The sequence below is a fragment of the Streptomyces caniscabiei genome, assembly GCF_014930365.1.
In the GTDB taxonomy this organism is placed as follows: Bacteria; Actinomycetota; Actinomycetes; order Streptomycetales; family Streptomycetaceae; genus Streptomyces; species Streptomyces caniscabiei.
Genome location: NZ_JABXWI010000039.1, coordinates 1 through 18,377 on the forward strand (window position 1 = coordinate 1; position 18,377 = coordinate 18,377).

Annotated in this window: 17 protein-coding genes and 1 pseudogene; 10 read left to right on the plus strand and 8 right to left on the minus strand. The window is 71.5% G+C overall.

Annotated elements, in window-relative coordinates; translation table 11 throughout:
- Positions 1-683: pseudogene (locus HW837_RS47180) on the minus strand (FUSC family protein); the annotation flags it as partial.
- A gap of 244 nt (positions 684-927) precedes the next feature.
- On the opposite strand from HW837_RS47180, the gene HW837_RS47185 reads away from it, so the two are divergent.
- The 4 genes from HW837_RS47185 to HW837_RS47200 all read left to right on the plus strand — a co-directional run bounded on the left by HW837_RS47185 (position 928) and on the right by HW837_RS47200 (position 4,064).
- Positions 928-1,482 (plus strand): DUF5134 domain-containing protein, encoded by a 555-nt coding sequence (locus HW837_RS47185; protein WP_045561724.1) that lies wholly within the window; start codon positions 928-930, stop codon positions 1,480-1,482.
- Between the two features lie 91 nt (positions 1,483-1,573).
- Positions 1,574-2,515 carry a M56 family metallopeptidase gene (locus HW837_RS47190; protein WP_193382197.1) on the plus strand — a complete coding sequence of 314 codons (942 nt, stop codon included), beginning with the start codon at positions 1,574-1,576 and terminating at the stop codon, positions 2,513-2,515.
- 134 nt (positions 2,516-2,649) lie between these two features.
- Complete coding sequence (locus HW837_RS47195) at positions 2,650-3,333, plus strand: phosphatase PAP2 family protein (protein WP_193382196.1); 684 nt, start codon at positions 2,650-2,652, stop codon at positions 3,331-3,333.
- 32 nt (positions 3,334-3,365) lie between these two features.
- Entirely contained in the window at positions 3,366-4,064 is a 699-nt protein-coding gene (locus HW837_RS47200) for an HAD family hydrolase (RefSeq protein ID WP_093790611.1), read from the plus strand.
- Positions 4,065-4,405: 341 nt separating this feature from the next.
- Here HW837_RS47200 and HW837_RS47205 read toward each other — a convergent pair whose 3' ends face one another.
- The gene (locus HW837_RS47205; RefSeq protein WP_093790612.1) at positions 4,406-5,917 is read right to left on the minus strand and encodes an LVIVD repeat-containing protein; all 1,512 of its coding nucleotides are present in this window, start codon (positions 5,915-5,917) and stop codon (positions 4,406-4,408) included.
- A 194-nt stretch (positions 5,918-6,111) separates the two neighbouring features.
- On the opposite strand from HW837_RS47205, the gene HW837_RS47210 reads away from it, so the two are divergent.
- Complete coding sequence (locus HW837_RS47210) at positions 6,112-6,777, plus strand: DUF305 domain-containing protein (protein ID WP_045561719.1); 666 nt, start codon at positions 6,112-6,114, stop codon at positions 6,775-6,777.
- Between the two features lie 34 nt (positions 6,778-6,811).
- Here the strand turns inward: HW837_RS47210 and HW837_RS47215 are convergent, their stop codons facing one another.
- Entirely contained in the window at positions 6,812-7,288 is a 477-nt protein-coding gene (locus HW837_RS47215; protein WP_045561844.1) for a DUF6214 family protein, read from the minus strand.
- Between the two features lie 228 nt (positions 7,289-7,516).
- Between HW837_RS47215 and HW837_RS47220 the strand changes: the two genes are divergently transcribed.
- Both HW837_RS47220 and HW837_RS47225 read left to right on the plus strand, forming a co-directional pair.
- A complete protein-coding gene (locus HW837_RS47220; RefSeq protein ID WP_045561718.1) occupies positions 7,517-8,905 on the plus strand; it encodes a nucleobase:cation symporter-2 family protein in 1,389 nt (462 codons plus the stop codon).
- 225 nt (positions 8,906-9,130) lie between these two features.
- Positions 9,131-9,301: a hypothetical protein gene (locus HW837_RS47225; RefSeq protein ID WP_159040954.1), complete on the plus strand. Its 171-nt coding sequence runs from the start codon at positions 9,131-9,133 to the stop codon at positions 9,299-9,301.
- A 229-nt stretch (positions 9,302-9,530) separates the two neighbouring features.
- Here the strand turns inward: HW837_RS47225 and HW837_RS47230 are convergent, their stop codons facing one another.
- Together HW837_RS47230 and HW837_RS47235 are read right to left on the minus strand one after the other, a co-directional pair.
- Positions 9,531-10,835, minus strand: a complete 1,305-nt coding sequence (locus HW837_RS47230) for an SGNH/GDSL hydrolase family protein (protein ID WP_193382198.1) — start codon at positions 10,833-10,835, stop codon at positions 9,531-9,533.
- A 253-nt stretch (positions 10,836-11,088) separates the two neighbouring features.
- Positions 11,089-12,414, minus strand: a complete 1,326-nt coding sequence (locus HW837_RS47235; protein ID WP_045561717.1) for an extracellular catalytic domain type 1 short-chain-length polyhydroxyalkanoate depolymerase — start codon at positions 12,412-12,414, stop codon at positions 11,089-11,091.
- 365 nt (positions 12,415-12,779) lie between these two features.
- On the opposite strand from HW837_RS47235, the gene HW837_RS47240 reads away from it, so the two are divergent.
- The gene (locus HW837_RS47240) at positions 12,780-13,757 is read left to right on the plus strand and encodes a pectate lyase family protein (RefSeq protein WP_045561842.1); all 978 of its coding nucleotides are present in this window, start codon (positions 12,780-12,782) and stop codon (positions 13,755-13,757) included.
- A gap of 46 nt (positions 13,758-13,803) precedes the next feature.
- Positions 13,804-14,586 carry a pectate lyase gene (locus HW837_RS47245; protein ID WP_045561716.1) on the plus strand — a complete coding sequence of 261 codons (783 nt, stop codon included), beginning with the start codon at positions 13,804-13,806 and terminating at the stop codon, positions 14,584-14,586.
- 118 nt (positions 14,587-14,704) lie between these two features.
- Here HW837_RS47245 and HW837_RS47250 read toward each other — a convergent pair whose 3' ends face one another.
- Positions 14,705-15,286: an Rv1733c family protein gene (locus HW837_RS47250; protein WP_045561715.1), complete on the minus strand. Its 582-nt coding sequence runs from the start codon at positions 15,284-15,286 to the stop codon at positions 14,705-14,707.
- A 236-nt stretch (positions 15,287-15,522) separates the two neighbouring features.
- Between HW837_RS47250 and HW837_RS47255 the strand changes: the two genes are divergently transcribed.
- Positions 15,523-16,608, plus strand: coding sequence for a WD40/YVTN/BNR-like repeat-containing protein (locus HW837_RS47255; RefSeq protein ID WP_045561841.1), 1,086 nt, complete (start codon positions 15,523-15,525; stop codon positions 16,606-16,608).
- A 136-nt stretch (positions 16,609-16,744) separates the two neighbouring features.
- Here the strand turns inward: HW837_RS47255 and HW837_RS47260 are convergent, their stop codons facing one another.
- Positions 16,745-17,560, minus strand: a complete 816-nt coding sequence (locus HW837_RS47260) for an oxidoreductase (protein ID WP_060885735.1) — start codon at positions 17,558-17,560, stop codon at positions 16,745-16,747.
- A 166-nt stretch (positions 17,561-17,726) separates the two neighbouring features.
- Positions 17,727-18,296, minus strand: coding sequence for a TetR/AcrR family transcriptional regulator (locus HW837_RS47265; RefSeq protein ID WP_045561714.1), 570 nt, complete (start codon positions 18,294-18,296; stop codon positions 17,727-17,729).
- Between the last annotated feature and the right edge of the window lie 81 nt (positions 18,297-18,377).

Below are 18,377 nucleotides of genomic sequence, written 5' to 3' on the forward strand. Positions count from 1 at the left end.
GGCTCGGTGCGGGGCCCGGCGGCGAGCAGGGTCTGCCAGGCGGTGTGCACGGCGGCCGCCGCGGCCGCGCGGGAGCCGGGGCGCTCGGGTTCCTCGACGTGGGCCGCCACCGCGTGCAGCGCCTGGGCGGTGGCGCGGCGCTCCGGGCCGTACGGGCGCGGCAGACCGGGGGCCATGCAGACGAGCCAGGCCCAGGCGCCCGCGACGGCGGTCGCGGCGAGGTGGCCGGGGACCTGGGCGAGGCTCTGGGGGACGAAGAGGGCCGCCGAGGTGACGAAGGTGAGGACGACGTTGGCGGGCGGCCCGATCCGGCTCGCGTCGCACAGGGCCTTCTGCGCGGCGGCGAGGAGCGCGCCCACGGTCACCAGCGCCACCGCGTTCGTGGTGAGCGAGGCGGTGACGAGGGCGACCGCCAGTCCGGCGACCATGCCGAGCACGACCCGGGCGAGGGTCAGGGCGCGGGCCGCGTAGGGGCGGTGGTGGGCGTAGAGCGCGTACAGGGAGCCGGCCATCGTGTACATGGCCAGGTCGAGGCGGTCGAGGGCCAGCAGCGTCAGGCTCGGCGGTGCCGTCGCGACGACCACGCTGAGCGCGGGCTTGAACCAGATCTCGGAGGGGCGGTTCACCCGGAGGACACCGGAGAGCGGGAGCCGGTGGGCACGGGGGCGTCGGGCGCTGCGCATACAGGAACCTTAGCAGGTGTTTTACTCGTGAACGATATGCACCTCGCATCGCCTGCACTCCCACATGGCCTCGCACTCCCCATGACCCCGCACTCCCGCGCGACGCACTCCTGCACGCTCCCCCGCGTACACCCTTGCGCTCGTATGCGCGCCATCGGGCCCGGGCATGCCCTGTCCGACTGTCCGACCTCACTCTCAGCACGACCGACGTCGTCGAACGGGAAGTCGAACGGGGAGGTGCGCGGTGCACGGACCGGTTTCGGCCGGCTGGCTGCTGGTCGCGCTGTGCGCGGTGACCGGGGGGTACTGCCTGCTGCGGATGCGCAGCGCCGTGGAGGAACAGCGGCGTTCCGCGGGCGGCGAGGCGCTGATGGGGTTCGGCATGGCGGCGATGGCCGTGCCCGCCGTGGCCCTGACTCCGCCGCGCTGGGCCTGGCTCTGCTACGCGCTGGTGTTCGGCGCGGCCGCGGTGCGCGCGCTGTGGGCGGCCCGCGCGGGCGCGCACCATCTGCACCATCTGGTGGGCGCCCTTGCGATGGTCTACATGGCCGCGGTCATGGCCGCCGTGCCGGGCGGCGGCCACGGCGCCGCGGGGCTGCCGCTGGTGACGGGGGCGCTGTTGGTGTACTTCGCCGGGTACGTGGTGTGGGCGGGGCTCCGGCTCATGCCCGCACCGGCCGCCGCGGGGACGGGGATCCGGCCCGGGGGCGTGACGGGCTGGGGCGACCGGCCGGAGCTGGCGCGGGCCTGCCGGCTGTCCATGGGCATCGGGATGTTCGCCATGCTGCTGACGGTCTGAACCGTCACGGGCGGCGACCGGTCGTGGTCTGCGTCACTTCGGTGGCTCGGCCCGTGTCGCCGTGCACCGGCGCGCTCATAGGCTGCGTCTCATGATGGTCCCCGCGGCGTTGTTGCTGCTCGGCGCCCTGACCGCCGTCGTCGCCCCGCGGCTGCTGGCCCGCGCCGACTGGCCGGACCGTGAACCGGTGGTCGCCCTGTGGGTGTGGCAGTGCGTGGTGGCGGCGGTGCTGCTGTGCTGTGCGCTGTCGATGGCGCTGAGCGCGGCGGCGGCCTGGACGGTGGTGCGCGGGCGGGTGTTCGCGCCCGCGCCGCAGGGGGTCGTGGAGGCGTACGCGCTGGACGGCGGGGGCTCCTGGGCCGTGGCCACCGCCGTGGCGCTCGCGTGCGGTGGGCTGTGGACCGGGACGATGCTGGCCCGCGAGATCCTGCGGGCCCGGCGGCAGCACCGTCGCCGCCATGCCGAACTCCGGCTGCGCGCCCCGCTGTTGCCCGGTGAGGAGCCGGACGGCGACCGGCTGGTGGTGGTCGAGGGCGAGCGGCCGGACGCCTGGTGGCTGCCCGGCCCCACGCCCCGACTGGTCATCACCACGGCCGCGTTGCGCCGGCTGAAGGGGCGGCAGGTGGACGCGGTGGTCGCGCACGAGCAGGGGCACGCGCGGGCGCGGCACCACTGGCTGCTGCACTGTTCGGCGGCGCTCGCGGGCGGGTTCCCCCGGGTTCCGGTGTTCGCCGCGTTCCGCGACGAGATGCACCGGCTGGTCGAACTCGCCGCCGACGACACCGCCTCCCGCCACCACGGCCGCCTCACCATCGCCCTCGCGCTCGTCGGCCTCAACGAGGACCGGGGGGTGTTCGGGCCCTGTCCGACCCCCGAGGACCATGTGCCGCAGCGGGTCAACCGGCTGCTCGCGCCGCCGGATCGCCTCACCCCGGCGCACCGGCTGCGGCTGACCGCGTACGCCGCCCTGGTACCGGTCGTACCGGTGTTGGTGGCTTTCGTTCCCGCGTTGCGGGCACTCGGTAGGTCGTGACATGGCAAAGAAGGGACCAAGGCAAGCCCAAGGACAACGTGCGGCGCGACGGCTTTGCTCCGGTCGCGGCGCGTGACAGTGATCTCACGCCTCGGCATTGGCCTGGGGGCCCGGGAGTCGGCCAGGATCGCTGTATGCACACCCCCACCGTCGACTCGCCGCCCCACCGGCCGTCGACCACCCGCACCGTCCGCGCCGTCGCGGCCTTCGCGGCGCCTTCCCTCCTGCTGCTCGTCCTGGTCTCGATCTCATGGGCGCCGCTCATGTCGCTGGACGAGAGCATCGCGAACACCACGCACCGCTGGGCCGTCGACGACCCCGGCCTCACCCACGCGTTCCGCATCCTGACGGACTGGGTCTGGGACCCGGTGACGATGCGTCTGCTGGTGGCGGCCGTCGTGATCTGGCTGGTGTGGCGCCACCGGGAGTGGTGGCTCGCCCTCTGGCTGGCGGTCACCTGCGCCGCGGGCACCGCGCTGCAGCAGGCGCTGAAGGCCGCCGTCGGACGGGAACGGCCCGCGTGGCCCGACCCCGTCGACTCCGCCCACTACGCGGCGTATCCGTCGGGTCACGCCATGACGGCGACGGTGGTCCTCGGGCTGCTGGTGTGGCTGATGCACCTGTACGGCGCCGGTCGTGTCGCCGTCCGCGCGGCGGTGGCGGTGACGGCCGTCTCCGTCGTGGGCGTCGGGCTGACCCGGATCTGGCTGGGCGTGCACTGGGCCTCGGATGTGCTGGCCGGCTGGCTGCTGGGCGGTCTGACGATCGCGCTGGCGGTGCTCGCGTACGAGAAGTGGGGCGCGCCGAGGCGTACTTGACCGGGCACGCGCGGCCACGAAGGATCGACGGCATGACGGTCAAGGCAGTGCTGTTCGACTTCTCCGGGACGCTGTTCCGCGTGGAGTCCACCGAGTCCTGGCTCCGCGCGGCCCTCGCCGACTGCTCGCTGAGCATGCCGGAGGCGGAGTCGGTCCGGGCGGCCGCGGCACTGGAGCGGGCCGGGGCCCTGCCGGGCGGCGCCGCCCCGGTGGAGGCGCCGACGGGCGACCTGGCCGGCCTGTGGGAGCTGCGGGACCGGAGCGCCGAGGAGCACCGGGCGGCCTTCACCGGGCTCTCCCGTCGGGTGCCGCTCCCCGTGCCCGCGCTCCACGACGCGCTGTACGACCGCCATATGGCACCGGCGGCGTGGAGTCCCTATCCGGACGCCGTCGACGTGCTCGCGGCGCTGCGGCACCGCGGGGTGGCCGTCGGTGTGGTGAGCAACATCGGCTGGGACCTGCGGCCGGTGTTCCGCGCGCACGGCCTCGACCGGTACGTCGACGGGTACGCGCTGTCGTACGAGCACGGTGTGCAGAAGCCGGACCGGCGGCTGTTCGCGCTCGCCTGCCTGGCGCTCGGCGTCGACGCCCGGGACACCCTGATGGTCGGCGACGACCGGCGGGCCGACGGCGGTGCGGCGGCGCTGGGGTGCGGGGTGTACTTCGTGGACCATCTGCCCGTCGCACAGCGGCCGGACGGACTGCGGCCCGTGCTGGATCTGCTGGACTGAGCGGGCGCCGACGGGCCGCTCCCCGGGCGGGCCGTGGGTCCAGGGCCCGTGCGCCGGTGGCCCCCGCGCCGGCGGCCCGTGCGCCGGTGGGGCGTTCGACGCCGCCGGACGTCCGTCCCGGACCGTCCCCCGTGCGGCCCGGGACGAACAGACGGCCGGGCGGGCACACACAGGGTCGCCGCCCGGAAGCGCTGAGTATAGTTCGCCGATCGTCGGTCGACGCGGGAGTTACAGGATGTCCCCGCAGGGCGCGCCGGTCAATGAGAGCACCGGGAACGCGGTGTCCCGCCGGTCCCCGAAGGGTCCGGCGGGACGGGTGACTTGACGGTGTCGCGACAGCTCTACCAGTCGAAGTCGAAGTAGTCCGGCTGCGTCTGCACGTTGAGTTCACGCTGGTGGACCCACTTGGCCGGGTCCGTCCGCCGGTCGTTGATCTTCAGGACGTCGAAGCCCTTCACCAAGTCGTTCGAGTAGATGTGGCCGTTGTAGTAGTACGCCGACCAGGAGCCGCCGCCCACCAGGGTGGTGGTGGAGATCGGACCGCGCTCGAAGTAGGCGATCTCCTTGGGCTTGGCGGAGTCGGTGAAGTCCCAGACGGAGACACCACCCTGGTACCACGCCTGGACCATGATGTCCTTGCCCTTGACCGGGATCAGCGAGCCGTTGTGGGCGACGCAGTTCTCGGTGTCGGCCTGGTGACGGGGGATCTTGTAGTAGCTCTTGAAGACGAGCTTGCGCTTGTCGCCCTTGCCGACGATGTCGTAGATGCCGTCGGCGCCGCGGTCCGGTCCGATCGCGGCGTTGCAGGTGGCCGCGCCGCCGCCGCCCAACTCGTCGGTGAAGACGACCTTGTTCGCCTTCTGGTTGAAGGTCGCCGAGTGCCAGAACGCGAAGTTCACGTTGTCCTGGACCTGGTCGATGACCTTCGGGTTCTCCGGGTCCTTGATGGAGAACAGGATGCCGTCGCCCATGCACGCGCCGGCGGCCAGGTCCTTCGACGGCAGCACCGTGATGTCGTGGCAGCCGGTGGTCTTGGAGACGCCGGGGTTCGTGGGCGAACCCGGGTTCCCGCCACCGTCCGGGCCCTCACCGGGGAACAGGACCGGGAAGCCCACCACGGCGGCCTTCTCCGGGGACTTGCGCGGCACCTTGATGATCGTGATGCCGTCGTGCGGCGGCTGGCAGTCGGGGAACGACGCGTTCGGCGAGTACGAGGAGACGTAGACGTAGATGTTCCTGCGCTCGGGCACCAGGGTGTGGGTGTGCGAGCCGCAGGCCGTCTCCACGGCGGCGACGTACTTCGGGTTCGCCTTGTCGCTGATGTCGAAGATCTTGACGCCCTCCCACGACGACTTCTCGGTCGCGGGCTGCGTGGTGCTGTTGCAGGAGTTGTCGCTGCGCGAGGAGTCGGTGGACAGGAAGAGCAGGTCCCCGGAGACGGAGATGTCGTTCTGCGAGCCCGGGCAGAGGACCTGGGCGACCGTCTTCGGCGCCTTCGGGTTGCTGATGTCGAAGACGCGGAAGCCGTCGTAGTTGCCGGCGAAGGCGTACCTGCCCTGGAAGGCGAGGTCCGAGTTGGTTCCCGGCAGCGCCTCCTTGGGGATGTTGGCCAGATGCCGGATGTTCTCGGAATGGACGATCTCGTCCTGGCCGGGGATCTCGCCGGCGGCTATCGCCTCGCGCGCCTCGGCGGCATCACTCTTGGAGACCTTCTCCCGCACAGCGGGCGAGTCCCCGGGGTCGGGGGTCGCGGCCGCCGGTCCGGCGGTGAGCAACGCGGCCAGGAGCCCGGCCGCAGTAGCGGCGACCCCCAGACGTCTGCGCCGCGTCCGAAGGTTGTTCAACAGGGTCACTGTGTCCTCCCTTGTGGCCGTTCGCGGTTGAACGGTTCGAGCACCACCGCAGTATCGTCTTCATCATGCACAGATCAACAGACGGCAATGTACTTGTAACGAACAAATTTGATCACCCCCATGCGAAAGCGTGTTAGGAACGTTCGTCAACACTCACGAGGTGTACGCCCGTTGCTGTGTCCCAGGAGGTCACTGTGCTCGTTCGCCGCACAACCCGCGCGCCGCTGGTCACGGCCTCGCTGACGGTCGCTCTGCTGGCGCTCGCGGGCTGCGACTCGGGGTCCGGGGCGGCGCCCGACGGCGGTTCGGGCAAAGCGAGCGGGCCCGCGGTGATCGCGCCCGGAAAACCCGGTGAGGCCGCTCAAACCCTCTCGCCGGAAGAAGTCGAGAAGCAGCGAGCGGAGGACGACTCTCCGAATTCAGCGGACTTCGACTACGCGCGCATGATGATTCAGCACCACACCCAGGCCCTGGAGATGACCGAACTCGCCCCCGACCACGCCGAGTCGACCCAGGTGAAGCGGATCGCCGAGCGCATCTCGGCCGCCCAGAAGCCCGAGATCGAGGCCATGGAGGGCTGGCTGAAGACCAACGACGCCGACAAGCGGGGCACTTCGCACGATCACGGGAAGATGCCCGGCATGGCGACGGCGGCGCAGCTGAAGGAACTCGGCACGCTCGACGGCAAGAAGTTCGACCGCTTGTTCCTGAAGCTGATGATCACCCATCACGAAGGTGCGATCACCATGGCCACGGACGTGAAGGCACAGGGCAACAACATCCTCATCGAGGAGATGGCCGACGACGTGATCGCGCAGCAGACCACGGAGATCAGCCGGATGCGCGACCTGACGCAGTAGCCGCCCGCATTCCCCGGGCACCCGGATGCCGGGCTCAGCGGCGGGCGTGGCGGGGGCCGAGGAGGCCCTCGTCACGCGCCCCGGCGATCAGCCGGAGCGCCTTGCGGCGGCTGTGCCCGGTCGCGCACATCACCGCGAGGACCGGGTCGTAGCCGCACCGCTGCGCGGCGAGATACTCCTCGGCCACCAGCCGCCGCCCCTCCACACCGCGCGGCCATGCGGGCCGGGCCCGCCGCCCGGGCCCGGACGAGGTCTCCGGCGGCTCCTCCTCGACCAGGTCGGGCCCGGTGCCGCAGGCCGCGAACAGCGGCCCCTCGATCCAGTCGGCGAGCTCGGCCAGGTCGTCCAGGGACAGCGGCGGCTGGGCGCGTACGTCCTCCAGCGACAGCCGGCCCCCGCAGACCACGGCGAGGACCTCGACCCCCGCGCCGTCCGGGAAGGAGAGCCGGGCGTTGTACCAGGCCGTGGCCCCGTCGTGCTCCTGCACTTCCCACGCGGGCCGGACGGACACCGCGCCGTCCTGCCAGTGGCGGTCGGAGAGATTGAGAAAGGATGCTTCCAGCACCCACGCAACGTAAACGCATGATCACATTCTCTGCGTACAGCCACGCGTGCCGAGTGCGCGCGGCACCCCGACGGCGCAGCACCCCCGCCCCCGCCGCGACACCAGGACGCCGAGCGCCGTACCGGCAACACCCCTGAAATCAACAAACTGTTCAAGTCCCCTAGGGTCTCGCCCATGGCATCCACCACCCCCACCCACCCCGTGGACGACGTACCCCCCATCCGCCACCTCCTCGCCTTCGGCCTCCAGCACGTGCTCGCGATGTACGCGGGCGCGGTCGCCGTGCCCCTCATCGTCGGCGGCGCGCTGCGGCTGCCGCCCGCGGACCTGGCGTATCTGATCACCGCCGACCTGCTCGTGTGCGGCATCGCCACCCTGATCCAGTGCGTCGGTGTGTGGCGCTTCGGCGTACGGCTCCCGATCATGCAGGGCTGTACGTTCGCGGCCGTCTCCCCCATGGTGCTGATCGGGACCGAGGGCGGCGGCCTCCCCGCGATCTACGGCTCGGTGATCGTGGCCGGCCTGGCGATCATGCTGTTGGCCCCGGTGTTCGGCAGGCTCCTCCGCTTCTTCCCGCCGCTCGTCACCGGCACCGTCATCCTGGTCATCGGTCTCTCGCTGCTGCCGGTGGCCGGCAACTGGGCGGCCGGCGGGGTGGGCGCGTCGGACTTCGGCGCGCCGAGGAACCTCGCGCTGGCGGCGTTCGTGCTGCTCGTCGTGGTCGGCGTGCAGCGGTTCGCCCCGGTGTTCCTCAGCCGGATCGCGGTGCTGGTCGGCATCGTCGTGGGGCTCGCGGTCGCCGTCCCGCTGGGATTCACGGACTTCGGCGCGGTGCGGGACGCGGGCTGGCTGGGCGTCAGCACGCCGTTCCACTTCGGGGCGCCCGTGTTCCAGCTCTCCGCGATCCTGTCCATGCTGGTGGTGGCGCTGGTGACGATGACCGAGACCACCGGTGACCTGATCGCGGTGGGCGAGCTGACCGGCCGCGAGGTGAACCCCCGGTCGCTCGCCGACGGGCTGCGGGCGGACGGCTTCTCCACGGTCCTCGGCGGGGTCTTCAACACCTTCCCGTACACGGCGTACGCGCAGAACGTCGGCCTGGTCGGGATGACCCGGGTGCGCAGCCGCTGGGTCGTCGCGGCGGCGGGCGGGATCCTCGTCCTGCTGGGTCTGCTGCCGAAGCTCGGCGCCGTGGTGGCCGCGATCCCGGCACCGGTGCTCGGCGGCGCGGGGCTGGTCATGTTCGGCACCGTCGCCGCGAGCGGTCTGCGCACGCTGGCCCGGGTGGAGTTCAGGGGCAACGACAACCTGACGGTCGTGGCCGTCTCGGTGGCCGTGGGGCTGTTGCCGGTCGGGGTGCCGTCGGTCTACGCGGACTTCCCGGAGTGGTTCCGGACGGTGATGAACAGCGGCATCAGCGCGGGCTGCCTGACGGCGATCACACTGAACCTGCTCTTCAACCACCGCCCGGCGAGGGCCGGTTCAGCCGACGCCGAGACGGGCGGCCTCCCGGGCGGCGGCGTCGACGAGGGCGCCCGGGAGCCCCGGGAAGAGGCCCGCTAGGCGTCCCCCGGAAACCGTCCGCCAGCTGCTTCCCGTCGTCCTTCAGCGTCACCTCGGCGACGGGTGCGCCCGGTGGTTCAGCCTTCAACTGGTGGTTCAGCCTTCAACTTGGAGGCCCGTCCACGCATACGGCCTTGTCCGAGTGACACCGCCTCTTGACGTCACGTGGGACGAGGAGAAGTGTGGGAGGGAAGGTGCAATTCAACACATATCAGGTGATGCACCATGCAAGTCGCCCTTCGCAAGCGCACCGCCATAGCCGTGTGCGGCTTCGCGCTCTGCGGCGCCCTCGCCGCACCCGCAGCCATCGAAGTGGTATCGGTCATCACCGATACCCAGCAGACCCAGGTGGACGAAGCCGAGAGGAAGAAGCCGAAGAAGCCCCCGAGGCACTAGCAGATCCAGGGCGTCGGCCCTGCGAACCCCACATGTCCGGTTGGTCCGCAGGGTCTCCCACGGCGCGGCACGGACGCTCCCGGCCTGCAGCCGGTCGCGTCCAGCGCGCTCGCCTTCGACGAACGGCACCCGGTACCCAGCGAGTTGGGGTCGACCGTGCCCTGAGCTGTACCACCGCCCGGTCCAGACGGAGTCGGGCCACCGGTACGGGTGCGCGCGCCCGTACCGGTCAGCCGTGCCGGAGCAGACGGGCCGGGACCGCCGCGGCCAGGATCCGGTAGCCCTCGGGGTTGAGGTGCAGCCAGTCGCCGTCGTGGAGGCCGGGGAGGAGACGGCTCGGATCGGCGGGGTCACGGACCGCGCGGTCGAAGTCGAGGACGGCGTCGAAGGTGTTGCTGGTACGGATCCAGGTGTTGACGGCCTGCCGGGCGGCCTCGCGGTGTCCGGCGGCGTCGTCGTAGGGGGTGTTGCCGCCGAAGGGCAGCAGGGTCGCGCCGTACACGCGGATGCCGCGGGCGTGGGCGCGTACGACGATCTGCTCGTAGGCGGCGACGAGGTCGGCGGTCACGCGCTGCTGGGCGGCGGGGGTGGCCGCCGCGGTGCCCAGGTCGTTGACGCCCTCGAGCACGATCAGTTGCTCGACGGCGCTGTGCGCCAGGACGTCGCGGTCCAGCCGGGCGAGGGCGTTGGGCCCGAGGCCGTCGTTGAGGACACGGTTGCCGCCGGCCGCCTGGTTGACCACGGCGATGTGGCGGGTGGCGGGCTGCCGCTGGAGCCGGTCGAAGAGCTGGTCGGGCCAGCGGTCGTTGCCGTTGGTGGTGGAGCCCCGGCCGTCGGTGAGCGAGTCGCCGAGGACGGCGACGGCGGTCGTGGCGGGCCGGGACAGCACCTCGACGTCGCTGAGCAGGTACCAGTGGTTGGTCGGGGTCGCGCCGGGCAGGTCCGCGTCCTCGGTGTGGTCGCCGTGCAGCAGGTACGAGGTGGTGCGGGAACCGGGGTGCGAGGTGAGGGCGAGGGAGGCCTGCCCCTGAGCCAGGTACGCCGTCACCGTCAGATTGGTGCCCGGCCGCAGCGTGAAGTCCAGCGGGTCGGACACGACCTGGGCGCCCACCGGAACCGTCGTGGACCTGCCCCCGCTGAAGGTCACCGGACGCGACGAACCGGGTTCGATCGCGCCGACCCCCGCGCGACCGCCCAGCGGAAGCGCCACCGTCACGGCGGTCACGGGCAGCGCGCCACCGCCGAACGCGTTGGAGAAGCGCAGCCGGACGCGGTCACCGCCGGTGGTGACACGCACGGTCTGCCGCAGGGTGGTGTCGACCAGCACGGACCGGTCCCCGGTGAACGGCGCCGGCGGCATGTTGCCCGGCTCGGTGAGCTGAGGCATCGCGGACCAGGTGTTCACCCAGTGCCGGGCCGCCGCCGACGTGTCGCCGGTGCCGGCCCCACCCGTGCGCTGCGGGCTCCGTACCAGCGCGACCAGGGCCGACGAGGCCACCACGAGGGCGAGGGCGAGCACACAGACGGCGAGCACGGTCGCGAGCGGCGCCCTGCCGTTCGGCGGGGCGGGCCGGGGACTGTCGATCGGGTGCAAGGACGGTGCCTCTCTTCGGAAGGGAACGGGCGGGCCAAGACCACGCGAACCGGGACGACATGCGGACCGCCCGGACCACGCGGTCACAGCACCGCCTGGGCGGCAGGCGCCGGGAGGCCGGTCGGGGCGGGCGGTCGGGTGGCTCGGTTCGCGGTGTGGTCGGCGCCCGAGCCGCCCGGCCCGTCGGTGGGCGTCAACCGGTGGTGCACGCCGTCCCGTTGAGCGTGTACGACGCGGGTGCCGCGCTGTTGCCGGTGTGGGTGGCCTGGTAGCCGATGCTGACGCTCGCGCCGGGCGCGATCGCGGCGTTGTACGTGGCGTTGGTCGCGGTCACGGCGCCGCTCGCCGGACTGTACGTCGCGCCCCAGCCGTTGGTGACGGTCTGTCCGGAGGGCAGGGTGAAGCCCAGCTTCCAGCCGTTGACCGCCGTGGTGCCGGTGTTGGTGAGGGTCACCGAGGCGGTCAGCCCGGTGCTCCACGCGTTGGTGGTGACGGTCACCTTGCAGGGGCCGGCCGGCGGCTGGGGCGCGGGGCCGGATCCGTTGAGACCGAAGAAGGTGAGCACGCGCTCGCCCATGCCCCAGGCGTAGAGGTTGTGGCCGGTGCCCTGGAGGCTGATCGCCTCGACGGGGGCACGGTCACCGGTGCCGCCGTAGCGGGTGCGGGTCCAGTTGGACTGGGGCGAGTCGGTGGCGGCCGGTGTCTGGCCGACACCGTGCACGTCGGTCCACTGCTTGATCTCCTCGCCGAAGTTGGGGTAGCGCAGCACGTCGTCCGTGGTGCCGTGCCAGACCTGCATGCGCGGCCGGGGCCCGGTGTAGCCCGGGTAGGCACCGCGGACGAGGTCGCCCCATGCCTGCGGGGTACGGATGATCGTGCCGTTCGCGCAGTCGCTGTTCCACTCGGAGCCGTTGGTGGTGGCGAAGCAGGCGAACGGCACGCCCGCGAAGGCGGCGCCGGCGGCGAACACGTCGGGGTAGTCGCCGAGGAGGACGTTGGTCATCATCGCGCCGGAGGAGATACCGGTGGCGAAGATCCGGTCGGTGTCGGCGTCGTAGGTGCGGACGGTCCAGTCGACCATGGACTTGATGCCCACGGGGTCACTGCCGCCACCGCGGGTCAGGGCCTGCGGGGAGGCGACGTCGAAGCACTTGCTGCTCCGGGTGACGGACGGGTACACGACGATGAACCCGTACTTGTCGGCGAGTTGGGCGTACTCGGTGCCGTTGTACATCGCCGGCCCCGAGCCGGTGCAGTAGTGCACGGCGACCACGATCGCCGGGTTCGCGGTGACGCTGTCCGGTACGTAGAGGTACATCTGCAGGTTGCTGGGGTTGGGGCCGAAGCCGGTGATCTCGGTGAGCGCCGCGCGGGGAGCGGCCTCGGCCTCGGAGGGCGCCGCGGCGGCCGTGGGCGCGGTGAGCAGCGTGGCGGCGAGCAACGCCACGAGCGCTCCCAGCAGCGCGGCGAGCGCCGGACGCCGCGGTCCTCGCGGGCGGTCGTGGGGGGTGAGGGTCACGTCGTGGTGCCTTCCTGTGACGGGGGGCGGGTGCGACGGGTGGGGAACCGGGCCAGGACGACGGGAAGGGCATCGTGACATGGACATGGAAGCCATGGAAGCGCTCCCACACGTCGAAAGAATTCGCTCACGCCGCTCCTTCGGCGCCACCGGGCCCACTCGCCGCACACGACCGACCGCCCTCACCAGGCATGACCGACCTCTTTTGCGCAAAGCGTTGACTAGAAAGCGCTTGCCCCCTACGTTCCGTTCAGCGATGTGAACCGATCGTGGAGTCGAGCTTCCCCCCTCGCGCATGATGATCAGAATGGCGAACGTCGTTCACGTATATGGTCCACCAGCTCTCCCTGAAGGGACGCACCCGTATGCGTACCGTCCCCCCACGTACACAGGCGCAAAGATCAGCCCTGGTGGCGGCCGCGGCCGCCCTGATGACGGCCGCCACCCTGGCCGTGCCGCCCTCGGCGGGCGCGGCGGAGACCTCGCCGATCGGCTACGGCGCCGGGACCACCGGCGGCGGCAGCGCCTCCGCCGTCACGGTCTCCACCCTGGCCGCGTTCCAGAGCGCCGTCGCCGGCAACGCGGCCAAGGTCGTCCGGGTGAACGGCCTGATCTCGCTGAGCGGTCAGGTCGACATCGGCTCCAACACGACGGTCCTGGGCGTGGGTTCGTCGTCCGGGTTCACCGGCGGCGGTCTGCGGATCAAGGAGGAGACCAATGTCGTCGTCCGCAACCTGAACATCAGCAAGCCGGTCGCGCCCGCCGACGGGATCTCCGTCCAGGAGTCCACGAAGGTGTGGATCGACCACAACTCCTTCTCGGCGGACCGCACCCACGACAAGGACCACTACGACGGCCTGCTGGACATCAACCACGGCTCGGACAACGTGACGGTGTCCTGGAACACCTTCAAGGAGCACTTCAAGGGCTCGCTCGTCGGCCACAGCGACAAGAACGCCTCCGAGGACACCGGGCACCTGAAGGTGACGTACCACCACAACCACTTCAGCAACGTGCACTCGCGCATCCCCAGCCTGCGCTTCGGCACCGGGCACTTCTACAACAACTACGTGGACGGCGCGGAGACCGCCTGCCACTCGCGCATGGGCGCCCAGATGCTCGTGGAGAACAACGTCTTCCGCAACACGGGAGTCGCGGTCACCACGAACCGCAGCAGTGACGTGGACGGCTACGCGAATCTGCGCGGCAACGACCTCGGTGGGGCCGCCACCGAGATCTCCCGGGTGGGAACCTTCACCGCCCCGCCCTACGGCTACACCGCCCAGTCCGCCTCCTCGGTCGTCGCGTCGGTGACGTCGGGAGCGGGCGCCGGGAAGCTCTGAGAACCGCCAACCCCCCATCCGCTCGGACAACAGAAGGAATCGGGACATGACTTCTGCAGCACGTCCGCGTGCCCGCACGCGCGCGCTGACCGGCACGTTCGCCGCGTTCAGCCTCTCGTTTGGCATGATCATGACTAGTGGAGCCACGCCGGCGAACGCCGCGACCTGGCCGTCCGCCAAGGGCAGTCAGCCGGTGTCCTCCACCATCTCGGTGTCCGGCACCCGGGACGGCGGCATGGTGCGCTACTACGGCAGCGGCGAGCTGGCCGGTGACGGCCAGGAGGAAGGCCAGGACCCGATCTTCAAGCTCGCGGCCGGCGCGACGCTGAAGAACGTCATCATCGGCGCGCCCGGCGCCGACGGCATCCACTGCGAGGGCAACTGCACCCTGCAGAACGTCTGGTGGGAGGACGTCGGGGAGGACGCGGCGACCTTCCGCGGCGGCTCCACGTACACGGTCACCGGCGGCGGCGCCAAGAAGGCGGCCGACAAGGTCTTCCAGCACAACGGACCCGGCACCCTGAACATCTCCAACTTCGCGGTCAGCGACTTCAAGACGCTGTACCGCTCCTGCGGCGACTGCTCCACGCAGTACACCCGCAAGGTCAACCTCAGCAACATCGAGGTGACGGGGACGGGGTCCACCGCACGCCTGGTCGGCATCAACGTCAACCGGGGCGACGTGGCGACCCTGCGAGGCATCACGATCCTCAACGACAGCGGCCGCAAGGTCATCCCCTGCCAGAAGTACAACAACAACGACCCCGCCGGTACGGGCCCCGACAGCACCAACTGCAAGTACGCCACCTCGGACATCACCTACCGGTGACATCGCTCGTCACCCACCGGTGAGTACCCCGCGGCCGGACGGAGCCTCCCCCACGGGCCTCGTCCGGCCGTCGGCCGTCACGCGCGGGACGCCCCTCGTCCCGCGCGCCCGTTCCGTCTCACCAGATCTTGCGCTCCCAGAGGGGGCCGATCCGCTCCCACTCCTCGTCCCACTGGTCCATCCGCCGCCGTTCCATGCGGCCGCGCACGAGTCGGCCGCCCACGAACGGCACGGCCGCCGCGAACAGACCCGCGAGGCCGCCCACGAGCGCTGCGCGCAACCGGGCCTGGGACGCACTGGCGGGCTTGGTGACCAGCAGGCCCCCGGCGTCCGTCCAGACGGTGACACGTGCCCCCATCAGGCTGGCGGGATCGACCCGGGCCTGACCCTCGCGCTCGGAGCCGTCCGGGGCGGTCCAGCGGACCTTCGCCCAGACCTTCTCCGTGCCCGTACTGCTCGTGCCGGCCGGTTCGGGCGCGTCCTCGGTGAGGACCGCGCCGACCTGGCGCCACTCGGCGCGCTGCCGGGCGAGGCCGGACTCGACGGAGTCGGCGGCCATGAGCCCCGCGGCCACCCCGCCGAACAGGGTCAGCGCCCAGGTGATCAGCACGACCCAGGACTCCAGCCGGTCACCGCGCCTTCTGAGCGGGTTGCGCCGCCATCGCCACAGCCACACCTTCGGACCACGGAATGCCACCATCGGGGGCACCCTCCCTCGCACACGCAGGACTGCCGGACCGCTCTCCCATACGGTGGCGGCCGCCGCCCTGCTCATGCGATGTGGGTCACCCCCGCCCGGCCCGATCGGCCCGGGCCCGTCCCGAAGCCGCTCACACACCGGCTGACCTGCGACGGAGCCGTTGCGAGGGGTGACTGTCAGTGGTGGGGTGCAGACTGGCCGGTGACTGGGACGACGATGTCCGGGAGGTGGCCGGGATGGCTGAGGTACTGCTCACCGTGGGCACACGCAAGGGGCTGTTCATCGGGCGGCGGCGGGGAGGCGCCTGGGAGTTCGACGAGACGCCGTACTTCAACGCGCAGGCGATCTACGCGGTCGCCATCGACACCCGTTCGGACACCCCCCGGCTGCTGGTCGGCGGCGACAGCGCCCACTGGGGCCCCTCCGTGTTCCACTCGGACGACCTCGGCCGCACCTGGACCGAACCGGCCCGGCCCGCGGTCAAGTTCCCCAAGGACACCGGGGCCTCGCTGGAGCGGGTGTGGCAGCTGCACCCGTCGGCCGCCGAACCGGACGTGGTGTACGCGGGCACGGAACCGGCCGCGTTGTACCGCTCCGAGGACCGGGGCGAGACCTTCGAGCTGGTCCGGCCGCTGTGGGAGCACCCGACGCGCGACAGGTGGGCCCCGGGCGGCGGCGGTGAGGGCCTGCACACGATCCTCACCGACCGGCGCGACGCGCGCGCGATGACCGTGGCCGTCTCCGCCGCCGGGGTGTTCCGCACCGAGGACGGCGGGGCGAGCTGGTCGCCGTCCAACTCCGGTGTGTCGGCGGTGTTCCTGCCGGACCCCGACCCGGAGTTCGGCCAGTGCGTGCACAAGGTGACCCGGGACGCGACGACCCCCGACCGGCTTTACCTCCAGAACCACTGGGGCGTGTACCGCAGCGACGACGCGGGAGCGCACTGGGAGGACATCGGCGCCGGGCTGCCCTCCACGTTCGGTTTCGCCGCCGTCGCCCATCCGCACCGCGGGGACACCGCCTACGTCTTCCCGATCAACGCCGACGCGGACCGCGTTCCGGCCGACCACCGCTGCCGGGTCTTCCGCACGGCGGACGCGGGCAAGAGCTGGGAGCCGCTGACGGCGGGCCTGCCGTCGGAGGACCACTACGGCACGGTGCTGCGCGACGCGATGTGCACGGACGACGCGGACCCGGCGGGGGTGTACTTCGGCAACCGCAACGGCGAGGTGTACGCGTCGGCCGACGACGGCGACAGCTGGCGACAGCTGCTGTCGCACCTGCCGGACGTGCTGTGCGTGCGCGCGGCGGTCGTCGGCTGAGCGGACGGGGGGTCACCGCCGCCGTCCGCGAGTGACCCCGGCCGTCCACCGAGTCACCCTGTGCCCGGTTCCGTTCCACGCCGTGACAGCCGTCGTCGATCGGCTCCTCAGACAGCCGTCGGCTGCTGGACGCAGGTCAGCCCGCCAGGCGGTTGATCTTGCGGATCTGCCTGTCGAAGGCGCGGGCGGGAGCGAGGCGGCGCAGGGTGCTCACGCGTCCGGCCATGGGGCCGGCGGTGTAGCGCAGCTTGGGCCTGGGGTCGGTCGCCGCGGCGACGATCGCCTCGGCGACGACGGCCGGCGCGTCACCGTCCCTGATCGCCTCCGCCATCACACGGTCGACGGTCTGCCGCTGCTGCGCATAGGCGTGCAGGGGCAGGTCCGGCTTCGCGCTGTTGGCCTCGAACCCGGTCCTGGTGTAGGCGGGTTCGACGAGGAGCGACCGGACGCCGTGCTCGCGGATCTCGTGGTCCAGGGACTCGGAGTAGCCCTCGATCGCATGCTTGGAGGCGGCGTAGACCGCCATGTACGGCTGGGGCATGAAGCCGAGCACGGACGAGATGTTGATGATGCGGCCGCGCTTCTGGGCGCGCATGTACGGCAGGACCGCCGTCACCATCCGCATGACCCCGAAGACGTTGGTGTCGAAGACGGCCCGGGCCTGCTCGACGGAGGTCTCCTCCGCGGCTCCCGTCGAGCCGACGCCGGCGTTGTTGACCAGGACGTCGATCCGCCCGAACCGCTCCTGCACCTCCTGGACCACTCCGGCGACCGAGGCGTCGTCGGCCACGTCGAGGCCGAGGAACGTCACGCCGGCGAGCGGGGTGACGCGCGTGATGTCCCGGCTCGTGCCGATCACGTCGAAACCCGCCGCGACCAGCGCACGAGCGGTCTCCCTCCCGATACCGGACGACGCGCCCGTCACGAGTGCCGTCGGTCGATCTGTCGTCATCATGTACTCCCGCACCACTTGGAAACCGATCGGTTTCCAACATCGTAAACCGATCGGTTTCCGCAGGCAAGTGCGGGCAGGCGCAGGCAGCGAGAAGAACGTCACAGAGGGGAGCAGCGCGCCGGAGAGCGGGCCTCGGAAGGCCTTGGGGCCGAGGGGCGGTACGTCACTTCACGGCCGCGGCGTCGAGCAGGCTGGTCACCGTGGGCGCGACGAGCCCCGAGAGCCTGTCCGCCCCGATTCCCGCACGGGCACTGGCGCCGTCGAAGACCAGACTGAGCTGCCGTGCCACCAGGCCGGGGTCGTCCGCCCCGCCCCGCTCGGCCTCGGCGCGGAAGAAGGCGGTCAGGTTCTCCTTGACCCCGTGGGCGACCCGGCTCGCGGGGTGACCCTGGTCCTTCAGTTCGATCTGCGCGGCCAGATAGGGGCAGCCGTAGAACTCGGGCGCACCCGACTGCGATTCCAGCTGCTCGAAGACATGCAGGATCCGCTCCCGGGGCGAGCGGCTGTCGTCCGCCGCGGGCAGGAGCGCCGCCACATAGGTGGTGGTGCGCCGCTCCAGGCTCGCCGCGAGCAGTTCGTCCTTGCTCTCGAACAGCTGGTACATGGAGCGCTTGGACACTCCCGCCGCCTTGCAGAGCGCCTCGACGCCGATGCCGACGCCGTCTCGATAGGTGAGTGCGGCCGCCGCCTCCAGCAGCCGCTCCCTGGGGGTTTGCTTCACTTCGGTGGTCATAGCACGAGATTAACCCAAGGAGAAGCAAAAGGAAACCGATCGGTTTCCTGGTGGCGGCGGTGGCCACGCCCACCGACGCAC